The 15,128-nt window shown below is 45.9% G+C and carries 12 protein-coding genes; 3 read left to right on the plus strand and 9 right to left on the minus strand.

Annotation, left to right across the window (positions count from 1 at the left end):
- Positions 1–125 precede the first annotated feature (125 nt).
- The 3 genes from gcvP to gcvT form a co-directional block, all read right to left on the minus strand.
- The gene (gcvP, locus tag V7R35_RS04640; RefSeq protein WP_334013541.1) at positions 126–3,023 is read right to left on the minus strand and encodes an aminomethyl-transferring glycine dehydrogenase; all 2,898 of its coding nucleotides are present in this window, start codon (positions 3,021–3,023) and stop codon (positions 126–128) included.
- Positions 3,024–3,141: 118 nt separating this feature from the next.
- Positions 3,142–3,531 carry a glycine cleavage system protein GcvH gene (gene gcvH, locus V7R35_RS04645; RefSeq protein ID WP_334013542.1) on the minus strand — a complete coding sequence of 130 codons (390 nt, stop codon included), beginning with the start codon at positions 3,529–3,531 and terminating at the stop codon, positions 3,142–3,144.
- A gap of 26 nt (positions 3,532–3,557) precedes the next feature.
- Positions 3,558–4,637, minus strand: a complete 1,080-nt coding sequence (gcvT, locus tag V7R35_RS04650) for a glycine cleavage system aminomethyltransferase GcvT (protein ID WP_334013543.1) — start codon at positions 4,635–4,637, stop codon at positions 3,558–3,560.
- 497 nt (positions 4,638–5,134) lie between these two features.
- On the opposite strand from gcvT, the gene V7R35_RS04655 reads away from it, so the two are divergent.
- Complete coding sequence (locus V7R35_RS04655) at positions 5,135–6,529, plus strand: Type 1 glutamine amidotransferase-like domain-containing protein (RefSeq protein ID WP_334013544.1); 1,395 nt, start codon at positions 5,135–5,137, stop codon at positions 6,527–6,529.
- Positions 6,530–6,707: 178 nt separating this feature from the next.
- Complete coding sequence (locus V7R35_RS04660; protein ID WP_334013545.1) at positions 6,708–7,556, plus strand: LysR family transcriptional regulator; 849 nt, start codon at positions 6,708–6,710, stop codon at positions 7,554–7,556.
- A gap of 142 nt (positions 7,557–7,698) precedes the next feature.
- Here the strand turns inward: V7R35_RS04660 and V7R35_RS04665 are convergent, their stop codons facing one another.
- Complete coding sequence (locus V7R35_RS04665; RefSeq protein ID WP_334013546.1) at positions 7,699–8,631, minus strand: exopolyphosphatase; 933 nt, start codon at positions 8,629–8,631, stop codon at positions 7,699–7,701.
- 267 nt (positions 8,632–8,898) lie between these two features.
- Between V7R35_RS04665 and V7R35_RS04670 the strand changes: the two genes are divergently transcribed.
- A complete protein-coding gene (locus V7R35_RS04670; RefSeq protein ID WP_334013547.1) occupies positions 8,899–9,060 on the plus strand; it encodes a hypothetical protein in 162 nt (53 codons plus the stop codon).
- A gap of 15 nt (positions 9,061–9,075) precedes the next feature.
- On the opposite strand, the gene V7R35_RS04675 is transcribed toward V7R35_RS04670, so the two are convergent.
- From V7R35_RS04675 to V7R35_RS04695, 5 genes are all read right to left on the minus strand, one after another.
- Entirely contained in the window at positions 9,076–10,365 is a 1,290-nt protein-coding gene (locus V7R35_RS04675; RefSeq protein ID WP_334013548.1) for a M24 family metallopeptidase, read from the minus strand.
- Positions 10,366–10,451: 86 nt separating this feature from the next.
- Entirely contained in the window at positions 10,452–11,624 is a 1,173-nt protein-coding gene (locus tag V7R35_RS04680) for an FAD-dependent monooxygenase (RefSeq protein WP_334013549.1), read from the minus strand.
- Positions 11,625–11,648: 24 nt separating this feature from the next.
- On the minus strand, positions 11,649–12,911 hold the full coding sequence (gene ubiH, locus V7R35_RS04685) for a 2-octaprenyl-6-methoxyphenyl hydroxylase (protein WP_334013550.1): 1,263 nt from the start codon (positions 12,909–12,911) through the stop codon (positions 11,649–11,651).
- Between the two features lie 116 nt (positions 12,912–13,027).
- On the minus strand, positions 13,028–14,338 hold the full coding sequence (gene pepP / locus V7R35_RS04690; protein ID WP_334013551.1) for a Xaa-Pro aminopeptidase: 1,311 nt from the start codon (positions 14,336–14,338) through the stop codon (positions 13,028–13,030).
- Between the two features lie 32 nt (positions 14,339–14,370).
- On the minus strand, positions 14,371–14,937 hold the full coding sequence (locus V7R35_RS04695; RefSeq protein WP_334013552.1) for a UPF0149 family protein: 567 nt from the start codon (positions 14,935–14,937) through the stop codon (positions 14,371–14,373).
- Positions 14,938–15,128 lie beyond the last annotated feature (191 nt).

The following is a 15,128-nucleotide window of genomic DNA, read 5'->3' on the forward strand; positions in this document are numbered from 1 at the left end:
TCCATGTAATAAAATTATCTTTTTCTACTCTACTAATTCTACTTTACCTGAACAACAAAAAAGGCGAACCACAAGGTTCGCCTTTCAAATAAATCAATCTCTAGCAGCATCGCTGCTAAAACACCCTATTCCTCAGAATAGCTCTCAATACTAGGGCAAGAACAAATTAGGTTACGGTCGCCGAATACGTCATCAATACGGTTAACCGTTGGCCAGAATTTGTTTCTGTGTACTTCTGGTGCTGGGTACGCCGCTAGCATGCGGTCGTAGCTGCGGTTCCAGTCGCTGTCACAGATATCTGCTAGCGTGTGCGGTGCATTGTGTAGTGGGTTATCAGTGGCATCCCACTCGCCGCTTTCTACTTTCGCTACTTCTTCACGAATGCTAATCATGGCATTAATGAAACGGTCTAGCTCGTACTTCGCTTCCGACTCTGTTGGCTCAATCATAAGCGTACCCGCTACTGGGAAGCTCATAGTTGGCGCGTGGAAGCCGTAGTCGTTTAGGCGCTTCGCAATGTCTACTTCGGTAACACCGCTTGCTTCTTTAAGCGGGCGCAGGTCAACAATACATTCGTGTGCAACACGGCCGTTGTTACCTTTGTAAAGTACCTTGTAGTGCCCTTCTAGCTTCTTCGCTACGTAGTTAGCATTAAGAATAGCTACTTCGGTTGCACGGCGTAGGCCTTCGCTACCCATCATTTTAATGTACATGTAGCTAATAGGCAGAATAGACGCACTGCCCCATGGCGCTGCCGAAACTGCACCACAGTCTTTACCTGCTGTTGCTACGTCTACCACTGTGTGGTTTGGAAGGAATGGTGCAAGGTGCGACTTAACACCAATTGGCCCCATACCTGGGCCGCCACCACCGTGTGGAATACAGAAGGTTTTGTGTAGGTTAAGGTGCGACACGTCTGAACCAATGAAACCAGGTGATGTAATGCCCACCTGCGCGTTCATGTTCGCGCCATCCATGTAAACCTGACCGCCGTGCTCGTGAACGATGTCACAAATCTCGCGTACGGTTTCTTCGTATACACCGTGGGTAGACGGGTATGTGATCATGGCGCAAGACAGGTTCTCACCCACTTCTTCGGCTTTCTTGCGAAGGTCGTTAAGGTCTACGTTACCGTTTGAATCACAGGCAACAACCACAACTTTTAGACTAACCATTTGTGCAGACGCAGGGTTAGTACCGTGTGCAGAGCTTGGAATTAGGCACACGTTTCTGTGACCTTCGCCGCGGCTTTCGTGGTAACGCTGAATAGCCAATAGGCCTGCGTATTCACCCTGTGCACCCGAGTTAGGCTGCATTGAAAGTGCGTCGTAACCCGTTACGTTAATTAGCCACTCAGCAAGCTCGGCAATCATTTCTTGATAGCCTGTTGCTTGGTCTAGCGGTGCAAACGGGTGAAGCTGACCAAACTCAGCCCATGTTACAGGGATCATTTCAGCAGTCGCGTTTAGTTTCATGGTGCACGAACCCAATGAAATCATTGAGTGGTTAAGCGCCAAGTCTTTGTTTTCAAGGCTCTTGATGTAACGCAGCATCTCTGTTTCAGAGTGATACTTGTTAAATACTTCGTGTGTAAGAATGTCGCTTGTACGCACTAGCGCATCAGGAATAGATTTTACGTCTTGCGTGGTTACTTCAGCGTCTAGGCCTTCAACCGTTAAACCGTGATCATCACCTAAGATAACGTCGAATAGTGCAACAATGTCTTCACGCGTTGTGGTTTCATCTAGTGCTACACCTACCGCGCCTTCTAAGTCAGCACGTAGGTTCATGCCTTTCGCATAGGCTTTTGCTAGTACGTCTTCTTTGTTGTCTACCATTACGGTTAGCGTGTCGAAGTACGTGCTGTGCTTTAGAGCTACACCTTTCTGGTTCAAACCAGTGGCAAAAATGTCAGCAAAGCGGTGAATGCGCTCAGCAATGGTTTTAAGGCCTTGTGGGCCGTGGTACACCGCGTAGAAGCTTGCCATGTTGGCAAGTAGTACCTGCGCCGTACAAATGTTCGAGTTCGCTTTTTCACGGCGGATGTGCTGTTCACGTGTTTGTAGCGCCATACGCAGTGCTTGGCGACCACGAGTGTCTTTACTTACACCAATAATACGCCCTGGTAGTGAGCGCTTGTAGCTGTCGCGCGTTGCAAAGAATGCCGCGTGCGGGCCACCGTACCCCATAGGTACACCAAAGCGCTGTGCACTACCAAGTGCTACGTCTGCACCTAGTTCGCCCGGCGACTTAAGCATTACTAAGCTCATTAGGTCTGCCGCTACTGCAACAATACCTTTCTTCGCTTGTACCGCAGCAATAATGTCGCTGATGTCTTTAATTTCACCGGTAGTCGTTGGGTACTGAAGTAACGCACCAAATACGTCGTGCTCTGCCGCTTCTTCCGCTGCACCTGTGATAATTTCAAAGCCAAACATTTCAGCACGTGTTTGTACTACGTCTAATGTTTGTGGGTGAACGTCGTTAGCTACGAAGAACGCGTTCGCCTTTTTGTTTTTTGATACGCGCTTTGCAAGGCCCATTGCCTCTGCCGCTGCAGTGGCTTCGTCTAGTAGTGAAGCAGACGCTAGCTCAAGCCCAGTAAGGTCGATAGTAACTTGCTGGAAGTTAAGAATAGCTTCTAGGCGACCTTGTGCAATCTCTGGCTGATACGGCGTGTACGCAGTATACCAACCTGGGTTTTCTAGCACGTTGCGCAGAATTACATTTGGTACGTGAGTATCGTAGTAACCCATACCAATGAAAGAACGGTTAATTTTGTTCTTTTGCGCAACCGCTTTTAATTCACTTAATGCTTCCACTTCTGTCGCACCTTCACCACATTTCAATGGCTCTGGTAGCGCAATACCTGCCGGTACAGTTTGCTCGATTAAATCGTCTAATGAGCTTGCACCAATGGCAGACAGCATTTCTTCAATTTCACCTTTACCCGGGCCAATGTGACGGCGGATAAATGTATCTTTTTGCTCTAGTTGAGCCAATGTAGGGGAAGTATTCGACATAACGTTGTTAAGCACTCGTAATGGTTGCCGCAAGGGCGCGTTAAATCTTTAAGTTAAAAAGGGGCGCTAAAACTAGGCCCCTTTTTTAAACTGTGTATCTTTAAAACTGCGTGGCGAATTACTCTTCGTCAATGCTGTTTTCGTAGCCTTCAGCGTCAAGTAGACCTTCTACTTCTGCCGCGTCGTCAGCTTTAATTTTGAACATCCAGCCGTCGCCGTATGGGTCGGTGTTTACAAGCTCTGGCGAGTCTTCTAGGTCTTCGTTAACCGCAACAATTTCACCTGAAATTGGTGCGTATACGTCAGACGCTGCTTTTACAGACTCAGCAACACAAATGTCGTCGCCAGTGGTAACTGCGTCACCAACATCTGGTAGTTCAACGAAAACCATGTCACCTAGTAGACCTTGAGCGTGCTCAGAAATACCTACAGTGAAAACACCGTCACCTTCAGGGCGAACCCATTCGTGAGTAGCGGCATAGCGTAAATCAGTTGGGATGTTGCTCATAATCGTTCCTGTTATTCTTTGTTAACTTATAAAACACTTTTTCCGTTGCGTACAAAGGAGGGCTTAACCACTTTTACTGTAACCCACTTTTTGCGCATTTCCACTTCAACTGTCTCACCAACGTTACTTGGTACACGCGCCATTGCAATTGAGTGGCCCAGCGTTGGAGAGAAAGTACCTGAAGTGATAACACCTTCGCCGCTTTCTGCTTTCACTTTAAGACCATGACGTAGCACGCCTTTTTCGGTCATAACCAAGCCCACAAGCTTGTCGGTACCCGCTTCACGCTGAGCTTCTAGCGCTTTACGCCCTACGAAGTCACGCTCTGCCGGTTCCCATGTAATTGTCCAGCCCATGTTAGCCGCTAGTGGTGATACGGTTTCGTCCATATCTTGGCCGTATAGGTTCATACCCGCTTCAAGGCGTAGTGTGTCACGTGCACCTAGGCCACATGGCTTAACGCCCGCGTCTAGTAGTGCTTGCCAGAAGCTTTCAGCTTGCTCTGCAGGCACCATAATTTCATAACCTGCTTCACCGGTATAACCCGTGGTAGCAATGAATAAGTCTTCTGCTTGAACGCCGAAGAATGGCTTCATGCCAGCTACCGCTTCTTTTTGCGCTGCGCTGAACAAAGTAGCAGCTTTTTCTTTTGCGTTAGGGCCTTGTACGGCAATCATGGCGAACTCAGGGCGCTCGGTGATGGTTACGTCAAAGCCTTCTGCTTTGCCCATTAGCCAGTTCATGTCTTTTTCGCGCGTTGCCGAGTTAACCACTAAACGGTAGTTAGTTTCGTCGAAGTGATAAACAATAAGGTCGTCTACTACACCGCCTTCTTCATTAAGCATGCCGCTGTATAGCGCTTTGCCTTTGTCTTTTAGCTTGGCAACGTCGTTTGCAAGAAGGTACTGAAGATACGCTTTCGCTTGTGCGCCTTTTACATCAACAATTGTCATGTGAGACACATCAAACATACCCGCGTCTTGACGAACAGCATGGTGCTCTTCAATTTGCGAACCGTAGTTAATTGGCATATCCCAGCCGAAGAAATCGACCATTTTCGCACCTGCTTCTAGGTGCTTTGCGTGTAGGGCGGTGGTATTAGACATTCCACTTACTCTTTTTAATTGAAAGGTAGAAAACGTGGTTGAGTATAGTGAGGCAACGTTTTGGTAACAAATTGGAATTTTTAATCAATACATTTAAAAAGCAAATGTATTACCGCGGTAACATCAGAAAATCAAATATTGAGCAGCATATCTGCCTACTCATTGCCTTGAACCGCCGCGTTTTAAATGCATTCTTTTAAACGTGGGTAATACACACCTGAATATTGCTATTTGACTATTTGCCTCACTGGTGTATTTTTGAACTGTTGTTAATGTTTCGTTAGCAGCACTAACCTTCATAAAATAAGATCCACACAATCAGGAGAAAGCAATGACACAGCGCATTTGTATTTTTACTCCTAGTGGCCTGCATTCATGTTCTACCGACTATCACTTAAGTGAGTGGTTCGACGAATAGTCACACCTGAATAACCTACGTTTAATGTTTTCCAGTGCTTAGCGCTGGCTGTATGTATTTGTTATTCAGGAACTATCTAATGAAAAAAATAATAATGAACATGGTGGCAACACTAGCAACAACCCTTTTTTTAACAACAAACACGCACGCATGTATTACCAGTGAATCAGAATCTAACGATACTGAATCGCAGGCGAATACTGGCATTTGCAGCGGTACAACCGTAGAAGGAAACCTTAGCCGAGGCGACGTCGATTGGTTTGAATTCGATGTCGCACAGGCAGGCAGTATTGATATAAGTCTTAATCACAATTCGCGAGACGACTTTGATTGGGCGCTTTACAAAACCTCTGGCGACGCAGTTGCCACGGGTGAAACTGGCAACACGCCAGAAACCGGTAGCTACCAAGCAAGCGCGGCAGAAACCTACTTCTTGAAACTAACTCGTTATTCTGGGCGTGGCTGGTACGACTTAAATGTATCGTTCCCCACCAGCACTGGCGGTGGTGATAACGGCGGCGACTGCAACTATGGTACTCGCCCCTCTAAGCCTAATAATCTAACAAGCTACGTGACCGGCAGTGAAAGCGACAGCTGCACTAATTTAACGCAAAGCGATGGCGCGGTGCTGTTAATGGGTGGCGGCTCAGACGTGGATAGCGCATTCAGTAACCGCGTTGTTGGTCACGTTGGCAGTAACGCAGATGTGGTAGTGCTTAGAACGTCAGGCAGCGACGGCTATAACAGTTATTTGCAAGGGCTAATGGCGGCCGACTCGGTAATAACACTAATTGTTGATACCCGTAACAAAGCCAACGAAGACTACGTTGATTGGGTTATCCGCAGCGCTGAGTTTGTGTTTGTTGCTGGCGGCGATCAGTCTGATTATTTGAACCAGTGGAGCGGCACAAAAGTGCCAAGCGCACTGCAGCATGTGTTCGATAAAGGTGGCGTTATTGGCGGCACTTCAGCTGGTATGGCATTAATGGCTGACAGCGTGTACGACCCAGACGGCATTCTTGGCGCAATTTCAGAGGAAGTGGTTACCGACTACTGCCACGAAACGTTGAATTTTAGTAACGGCATTTTATCTATTCCAATGCTAAACAACGGGCTTACCGACACGCACTTTGCTGAGCGTGATCGCATGGGCCGAACGGTTGTGTCTTTAGCACAGCATTCAACGACTCACTTTGCCATTGCGGCTGATGAAAACACATCACTGTTTGTCACTAGCAATAACAGCGGTGTAGTAGATGGTTCTGGCAGCATTTATGTATTTAGAGAAACTAGTTCTACCCAACGACAAGTGCTTGCCTGTGGCTCGCCGGTGCAATACAACAACGTACAGCGCATTCGACTAAATGCAGGAAACACCGTTAACTTAAGTACGTTTAGTCATAATGGAAGTGCCATAGATATTTCTATTAATGGCAACAATAACAACTTCTATTCTCCGCTAAACCCTTACTAATAGGGTGAAGCGTTAAAGAAGTAAAAAAAGGCGCTAGTGTTGCTAGCGCCTTTGTTTTAGCCCTTAGATAGGGTTATTCCAGAAGCCCTAGAAAATCCAAGTTGCTCGACACACTTTCACCCCAACACATTTGCAAATATAATGTAGGCACGCTCGTTCATTAATAAGCCTTATCAATATGAAGCAGCTTTCCCTTGATACGTTACGCACCTTTGTAAGCGTTATTGAACTTGGTGGTTATGCCAAAGCAGGCGATTTTCTTGGTCGCTCCCAGCCAGCCATTAGTTTGCAAATAAAGAAACTAGAAACCCAGTTAGACAGGAAGCTGTTTACCAAAGTGGGGCAACGTCACGTACCTAGCGCCGATGGCAACTGGCTATACCCTAAAGCCAAAGAACTGCTAGAGCTTAACGACAACATTTTTAGAAGCCTTACCCCTGCACCGCTTAGCGGTCGCTTGCGTTTGGGCATTCCCAACGAGTTTGCCTCAACGCTATTGCCAGGGCTTATTGGTGAGTTTTCTAAACGCTATCCAGATGTATCGCTTGAAGTAACATCGGCACTTAGCAGAGACTTACTACACCCAAGCCAACGTGATCATTTCGATTTAATTCTGGCGCTAGTAAACCCAGGCGAACAAACCGAAGGTGAAGTAGTACTAGAAGATGATGTGGTGTGGGTGGGTGATAACGCGCACCCGCTTGTGGGTAACAACATACCCTTGGTATTAGCCCCCGATGGCTGCATGTACAGAAGCCGCGTAATAGAACAGCTTAAACAACAAACCTTTGCTTGGAAAATTACCTACACCAACGCTGATTTAGGGGGGCTAGTAGCTGCTATTCAACAAGGGCTTGGTGTAACGGCATTAGCAAAATCCAGTTTGCCTGCGCATTTAACACCACTTAGTCACCCGCATTTGCCTAAATTGGGTAAGGTGAATATTTGTTTGTTTAATCAAGACACCCAGCACCCAGTTATTAGTAAAACATTGGCCGAGTTTTTTAAGGTAAGGCTGACTAACTAAGTCACTTAATTACTAGCAAAGCCAGCAACAAAAGAGCCAGCAAAAAAGGTCAGTGCCAGAGGGGTTTCCTCTTTTATCACTGACCTTTTGCAGCAGGTTTATTTAAACAGCAGCGCTATAGAAAAAGTGCTACCTTTGGCCATTAACCGTCGGCGTTAATCTTCTCGATAATTTCTTTAAGTACATCTTCAGCAGTACTGGTTTCTACCTGACATGTACCGGCATTCAAATGGCCACCGCCACCGTACTGCAAACAAAGCTCGCCAACGTTAGTATTTGAACTGCGGTTGGTAATAGATTTCCCAATAGCGAACACCACGTTTTGCTTTTTTAGGCCCCACATTTTGTGTATTGAGATATTGCAATCAGGGTACATAGCGTAAATTACGAAACGGTTGGTAGCGTATATCGTTTCTTCTTCAGTTAAATCTAGAATCACCAAGTTTTTGTGAACGGTGCTACATTTTGCAATCTGGGCTTTTGCTAGCTCGTTATGCTCGTTGTACAGCTCTACGCGCTCTGCCACATCTTCCATTTTAAGAATCTCTTCAATGCTGTGCTCTCGACATGCATCAATAAGTTTCATCATTAATTGGTAGTTTGATATTCTGAACTCGCGGAAGCGACCAAGGCCCGTTCTGGCATCCATTAGGAAGTTCATTAGCACCCAGCCTTCTGGCTCAAGAATTTCTTCTTCTGAAAACTGTGCGGAATCGCCTTTATCAACCGCGTCCATCATTTCCACAGATATGTTGGGAAACTTCTCTGCGCCGCCATAGTAATCGTATACAACGCGAGCTGCCGAAGGCGCTTTTGGATCGATAACATGATTATCGATGTTGCTGTCGTTACGCATGGTTTCGCTTAAGTGATGGTCGAAAGCAATGTGACAACCAGCAACGTACGGCAGGTTAGTGGTAATATCGTTAGACGTAATTTCAATTTTGCCGTCTTGCATGTCTTTAGGATGTACAAACAAGATGTCATCAATCATATCTAAATCTTTCAGCAGTACAGCACACACAAGGCCATCAAAGTCACTGCGCGTGACCAATCTGAATTTGTTATCAGCCATGTTTTCTCCGTTTCAACGTAACAATGTCAGTATTGTAGTAACTAAGTGTAATGTTTTTTTGAAATTTTGAGACATGCTCTTACATCTAGCGCTTAAATGAAACTTAAATTATTGGAAAACATAAAGAAATCTAAGCACGCATAGACTGAAGTTTAAGATTACAAGAACGTAACTATTGTTTTAATCGTTTTCTGGTATCTTCCGTACAAATTCTAGTCGCATCAAGCGATCTACCCTATTAACCAGAAAGAGTATTGGAGCCAATCGATGATCGCAGCAGTATTGATCACTTTCGTTGTTGTTCTTGCGGTAATGTACTTTTTCAAGGAAGAAACAAAGCGCTTGGAGCAACTTAGTAAAACGCCCGTGTTTATAGATTCACTTACGCAGGAAAACGTGGCAAAGCGCTCAGACAAACTGAACGACTAAGCCAACCCATCTACGCTACACGCTTAAAGGTACAAGCTTACCCAAGGGGCGTATTAATGAACTTGGTGGTTCTGTGAAGTATGTGGGGCCTGAGTTTGTCATATACAGGCAGTCTTCTAGCCTCACGCCGAATTCTCCCGGAACGTACAAGCCAGGTTCGTTTGAAAAGCACATACCTTTTTCAAGCACAGTTTTTTCACCTCTAACAAAATTCACGCTCTCATGGCCTTCCATACCGATGCCATGGCCGGTTCTGTGACTAAGCCCCGGTAACGCGTAATCTTTGCTGTAACCTTTGCTTGCGTAATAAGCACGAACCGCATCATCAACAGCGCCAGCAGGCTCGCCTACTTTGGCCGCTGCGAAAGCAACATTCTGCCCTTCTCGTACGGTGTTCCATACGTCTTCAACTTTTTGTGATGCCTTTCCAAACACTAACGTTCGGCTAATATCACTTTGATAGCCATTAACGCTACAGCCACTATCAAGCAGTACCACAGAGCCTTCGCGAATAACTTGCTTTGCATTGGTGCCATGAGGATACGCACTGGCGTCGTTAAACAGCGCCAAACACCACGTATTGCTGCCACCTAACTGTTGCTGAGCACTATTCATAAGCACTTTCACATCTTGCTGACTCATGCCTATTTTCAAGTTGTTAAATACAAACGCGTAAGCGCGCAACGTAACTTCGTTGGCTTTATGCATAAGCGTAAGCTCTGCTGCGCTTTTATACATTCTGCAGCCAAGGGTCACGGGCTCCGCGGGCACAATATTCATTGCAGGCATAGCCTTCGACATACCCGAAACAACGAAATAGCGCACGCTGCTTTCAAAGCCTAAGTTACCTGATGTTATTCCACGTGCTTTTAATATATCTGCTACTACGTCGAACGGACTTTCATGCTCTTGCCACACGCGAACATCGTCGCCTACTTTTAGCGACTCCATAACGCTTGGCTTTTCAAAGAAAGGCGTAACCACAGCTACTTCGCCTTTCTGAGGGATAATAAGTGCGGTTAAACGCTCGCTTCTCCACCACTGTACACCAGAGAAATAATCCATTGCGGCACCAGGCTCTACAAGAATTGCCGCCATATCGTGCTGCTTCATTAACGCTTGTGCTTTTTCAATACGTGAGCGACGCTCGGCAAGTGAAATAGGGGTGCTACTTCCTGTAATGTTATTAAGGGTGCTGGGATCTGGGCTGCTTGAGGTGTCGACATCGCTTAATTTGGCTAGCGATGCCATAGGAGCAGCTGCAGCAGCTGCACCGAAAAACTTTAAAAAGTGTCGTTTATCCATACCCTAATTCCCTTCTTGTAGTGTGACTTTCAAAGCTATTCGCGATGATTTTTCATATAAAACGTAAGTGCGGTAAAGAGTTAATATCACAAACCCATAGCGTGGCTTACAAACGCATTCTTTACCACATCAAGTTTGTTAGTCGCAGTTAAACCTATACCGCGAATAAGCTTTTTAATAGGGTCGTCGCCGTCAAATAAGAATTTAAACCCATCCATCGCCGCTATCATTTTCATTGCTTCAGTTTTACGGCTGCGCTCGTAGGGGCGCAAATGCTTATGCAGCCCAATATCTTTGTTTTGTGCTTCTAATTGCATTAGCAATTCAGCCAGCGCAAGGGCATCTTGCATACCCAAATTAGCGCCCTGCCCTGCCAACGGGTGAATGGTGTGCGCTGCATCGCCTACTAGCACTACGCCATTTTTTGCCCACTCTCTTGCATAGCGCATGGTTAAAGGAAAGTTGACACGCTGTGTTTCAAGCGATGCCGTACCCAATACGCTGTTACTGGCGGCGCTTAGCGCGTTGCAAAAATCGGTATCATCCATGTTCATCAATGCCCCAGCGGCTTCGGGGCTTTGCGACCACACGATAGAACAAACGTGTGGGTCTGCCATGGGAAGTAGCGCAAGGGGCCCAGTCGGCGTAAACGCCTGGCGTGCAACTTTATTATGCGGCTCTTTGGTGCGAATATTGGCAACAATCGCGGTGTGTTCGTAGTCTTTAAACGTTATCGGAAAACCAGCCTGCTTACGAACATACGAGTTGCCGCCGTCTGCGCCTACTAGCAAACGACAGCTTATTGCGTCGTTATTTTCTAGCATTAACATGGTTTGGTTTGGACCCGCTAGCACGCGCTCTATTCCCGCTGTAACTATCTGCACGTTGGGTTGTGCCGTCACCGCATCAGACAACCCGTTTACCAACGCCTGATTTTCCATAATAACGCCAAGTGCTTCACTTCCCATTTCATCACAGGCAAAATGGATATCGCCAAAGCTGTCTTTGTCCCATACATGCATATGGGTGTAAGCACTTGCTCTATCTTGTTGAACGTGTTCCCAAACATCAAGCTGCTGTAGTGCTGCAATGTTAGCCTGATTGATGGCGCTTACGCGGGCGGTAGGTTTTTCTGCAAGAGGCTGTTGGCTTGCTTTTTTATCGATAACAGCGATGCTTAACTCGCTTTTCTTTAATGCAGCGGCAAGGGTTAAACCCACAATACCACCACCAACAATAGCTATATCAACGTGCTGCATGATTTTCTTTGTTCAACCTTCTTATTATTGCCCTAACGTGCTATCTGCATAGCCTGTAGTTTGCTTTACAAACGCGCGTTTTGCCATTGGCACTGCACTGAACGCTAACAGTGAAATATTGCGCCCCACTACTGTTGGAAAATAGTGATTCGAAAACGTTCTTACCAAGGTATCGGTAAGCGTTACGGTGTTACTTCTATCACTTTTACGGCGCTTAGCGTATGTATTCGTTACATAAAAACTGCCGGCATCAAAGTTGGTGCTGTTTGCATCCGTTGAGCGTGTTTTTGTTACCACATCAATAAGTGCACTAATATCACGAAGACCTAAATTAAAGCCCTGCCCTGCTATGGGATGTAGCGATTGTGCTGCATTACCTACCAATACGGTGCGATGGCATGCCACTCTATTGGCCATAGTAAGCGCTAGCGGGTAACTAGCAACGTTACTTACGCGTACTATTTTACCTTGGCGATAACCAAACGCGTCTTGCAGTTTAAGCATAAATGCATCAGTGCTTAGCGCTTTTATGCTTTCGGCTTCATCACTGTCTACTGTCCACACTACAGAGAAGCCGTTACCCGATGCCTTTTCGCCGTTTATTTCGCTATCAAATGGTAAAAAGGCCAAAGGGCCTGATGCCGTAAAACGCTCGTAGGCTTTGTTTTCATGGGGAAGCTGTGTGTGAACATTAAATACCAGCGCGGTTTGCTTGTAATCTGTAGTAGTTTTATCAATACCCAATTGTTGAGCAAGACCAGAACGCCCGCCATCAGCTAACACCAACAACTTGGCCGATATGCTTTCACCGTTATCTAACACAACTTCACAGAATTCTTGATGTTGCATAACGCGCGATACGCGGGCAGGTGCAATATGCGTAAAGCCTTTACCGGCATCAAGTACCAGTCGTGTTAATGCACTTAACGCCACTACTCGCCCGAAGGCTGAAATGTTGTAGTCTTGATGGTTTAGCTCTACCAGCCCAAGGTGGCCTTTGTCGCTAACTTCAATGTGTTTAATAAGAGGCGGCATTTCGCCCTGAAAATGCTTGGCAAGCTCGTCAACTTCAATGCCCAAGTGAGTAAGCTCATTAATAGTACGTCTTGCCAATGCGATAACGCGAGTGTCGGTGAAGGGGTTAAAGTTTTGGTTTTCGCTGGTTTGTAATGTAGGGTCTGCAGCATCGATAAGCGCCACATTTAAATGCGCGTGCTCAGAAAGCCCTTTGGCTAGTACAGTACCTACAATACCACCCCCAACTATTGCTACGTCTACCGACTTCACCAATCGTTTCTCTCTTTTTTATTGTTAATCACGCTTAGAGCATTCGCGCCTTCGCAGATTATGCGCAAGCGCCGCAAACGTTTCAATTTAAAGACATTTCATTTTCACTCAAGCGATCATTTACGCATAAGCGTTTCAATTTCATCTATCTCTTTTGGCACATCAGCAGTAAGTACATCAACGCCGGTGGCTGTAATGACCACGTCATCTTCTATACGAACGCCAATACCTTTATACATATCGGGCACGTCACTGTCGTCACTGATGTAAATACCGGGTTCAACGGTAATCACCATACCTGGTTTAAGTGGGCGATCTTCACCGTCAATTTTGTAATTACCCACATCGTGAACGTCTAAGCCAATAAAATGCCCCAGCCCGTGCATGTAGAAATGACGCCAGTTTTCCTGCTCTAGGTTATTAGCTACGCTGCCTTCAAGAATACCTAATTCTACAAGCCCCTCATTGATAATCTCGGTACTTAGCACCATCATTTCACTTAACGTAACGCCAGGTGCTAATGCATCTAATACCGCTTTCTGCGCTTTAAGCACAACGCTGTATATATCGCGCTGTGCTTTTCTAAATTTCCCGTTTACGGGAAAGGTGCGAGTAATGTCTGCTGCATAGCCTTGGTATTCTGCGCCAGCATCAATGAGCACTAGGTCACCGTCGCTCACTTGTGCGTTATTTTCGGTGTAATGCAAAATACACGCGTTATTACCGCTACCTACAATGCTGCTATAAGCTGGAGAACGTGCGCCGGCCATGGCAAATTCATGGTGAATTTCAGCTTCTAGCTGATACTCATAGCAGCCAGGTTTGGCAAAATGCATAGCGCGAGCGTGGGCACGTGCACTAATTTCAGCTGCAGCCTTCATGGTGGCTATCTCACAGGCCGACTTAAACAAACGCATTTCATGTAATAGCGGGCTTACGTCATGAATGGCCTTTGGAGCCAGTGACTCTTTGGGGGCCTCGCGCAATGTGGTGATAGCTTGCGTAAATAATTTATCGTGCGCGTCTACCTGTCCCAGAGCAAAATACACATTATCCTGCCCCTGCAGCGATTCAAGCAATGCCTCTTCAAGCTCTTGTAGTTCGAAAGCTTCGTCTAAACTAAAACGTGATAACGCGGCCTCTGCCCCCAAACGTTTACCATGCCAAATTTCAGCACTTTTATCTTTGGGCTGAACCACCATTGCACGATAACTTTCACCATAGCGCGGGTGATTCGACAAAATAAGCCATGCATTAGGCTCTTCAAAACCGGTTAAATACCAAAAGTCGCTATTTTGTCTAAAGGTGTATTCGGTGTCTCTGCTGCGTGTAACCGTAGAGGCAGCTGGAATTATACAAACGCTGTTTGGTTGGCATTGTGCCAGCAGCCGGTCTTGACGGGCGATAAACTCTTGCGCACTTATCATTCTAGGTAGCCTTCTCCTTTACCTAATGCACCTTAATGTACTGAGGGCGTTTCTTGTTGGTCATCAAGAAGCGACTGGCCTAATTCACTGAAACACAGAATTGCTGAAATTTTCACATATTCTATTACTTCGAATAAGGCTTTTTCAGATTCCTCATCGGCGTCCATCGGCTCTTCCATACGCGAAATATCAGAGAAATCTTCAAGTGCTTCTTTTACATCATCAGAACACTGCATTAAATCTTGCTGATGCAAGCCAAAGCCAAGCATAAAGCCTTGAACCCAATTGATAAGTGCAGCCCCTCTATCGTTAATAGGCGCTTGGTCGTCGGGCAGCAGTAAATTTAGGGCAAACTCTGGCTCAAGCAGTTGCTGACAGGTTTGGTTAAACAGAGAGTTCAGTAAAAACGTGGTTTGGTCGTTAAAACTCTCACCGTTATTAATGGTTTCACTTAATGCCTCTAGCCATTTCTGGTCGATAAGTGACATGCCGCCACACAACATACCGCATAGAATGCCCTGCACTTCTGCGCCATCTACAATAATACCGTGCTGAGAAAGTTTGTTACTTACGCTGTCGTAATCGAGCTGTTTTTCCACGAAGAGTTCTCTTTATTCATTAAGCTAATAAAAGCTGTGACAATAATACGGCGTTATCTACCTACTAGGCCGCTTCACAACAATTTAGGTATGGCGTTTATACTAGCAAAATTCAACGTAGAAAGCCTATTCTTGCTAGTTAGTCCCCTTGCGCAAATTGTAAAAACAATGAAATGTGCTGAAATTAAAAA

Origin of the sequence: Alteromonas sp. S167, from assembly GCF_036864375.1 — a bacterium.
Lineage (GTDB): Bacteria > Pseudomonadota > Gammaproteobacteria > Enterobacterales > Alteromonadaceae > Alteromonas.

Bases quoted from the DNA above. Each gene is read 5' to 3' on its own strand.
- gcvH (WP_334013542.1), bottom strand. From the start codon at position 3,531: ATGAGCAACATCCCAACTGATTTACGCTATGCCGCTACTCACGAATGG.
- gcvT (WP_334013543.1), bottom strand. From the start codon at position 4,637: ATGTCTAATACCACCGCCCTACACGCAAAGCACCTAGAAGCAGGTGCG.
- V7R35_RS04675 (WP_334013548.1), bottom strand. From the start codon at position 10,365: ATGGATAAACGACACTTTTTAAAGTTTTTCGGTGCAGCTGCTGCAGCT.
- pepP (WP_334013551.1), bottom strand. From the start codon at position 14,338: ATGATAAGTGCGCAAGAGTTTATCGCCCGTCAAGACCGGCTGCTGGCA.
- gcvP (WP_334013541.1), bottom strand. From the start codon at position 3,023: ATGTCGAATACTTCCCCTACATTGGCTCAACTAGAGCAAAAAGATACA.
- V7R35_RS04655 (WP_334013544.1), top strand. From the start codon at position 5,135: ATGAAAAAAATAATAATGAACATGGTGGCAACACTAGCAACAACCCTT.
- V7R35_RS04665 (WP_334013546.1), bottom strand. From the start codon at position 8,631: ATGGCTGATAACAAATTCAGATTGGTCACGCGCAGTGACTTTGATGGC.
- V7R35_RS04680 (WP_334013549.1), bottom strand. From the start codon at position 11,624: ATGCAGCACGTTGATATAGCTATTGTTGGTGGTGGTATTGTGGGTTTA.
- V7R35_RS04670 (WP_334013547.1), top strand. From the start codon at position 8,899: ATGATCGCAGCAGTATTGATCACTTTCGTTGTTGTTCTTGCGGTAATG.
- V7R35_RS04660 (WP_334013545.1), top strand. From the start codon at position 6,708: ATGAAGCAGCTTTCCCTTGATACGTTACGCACCTTTGTAAGCGTTATT.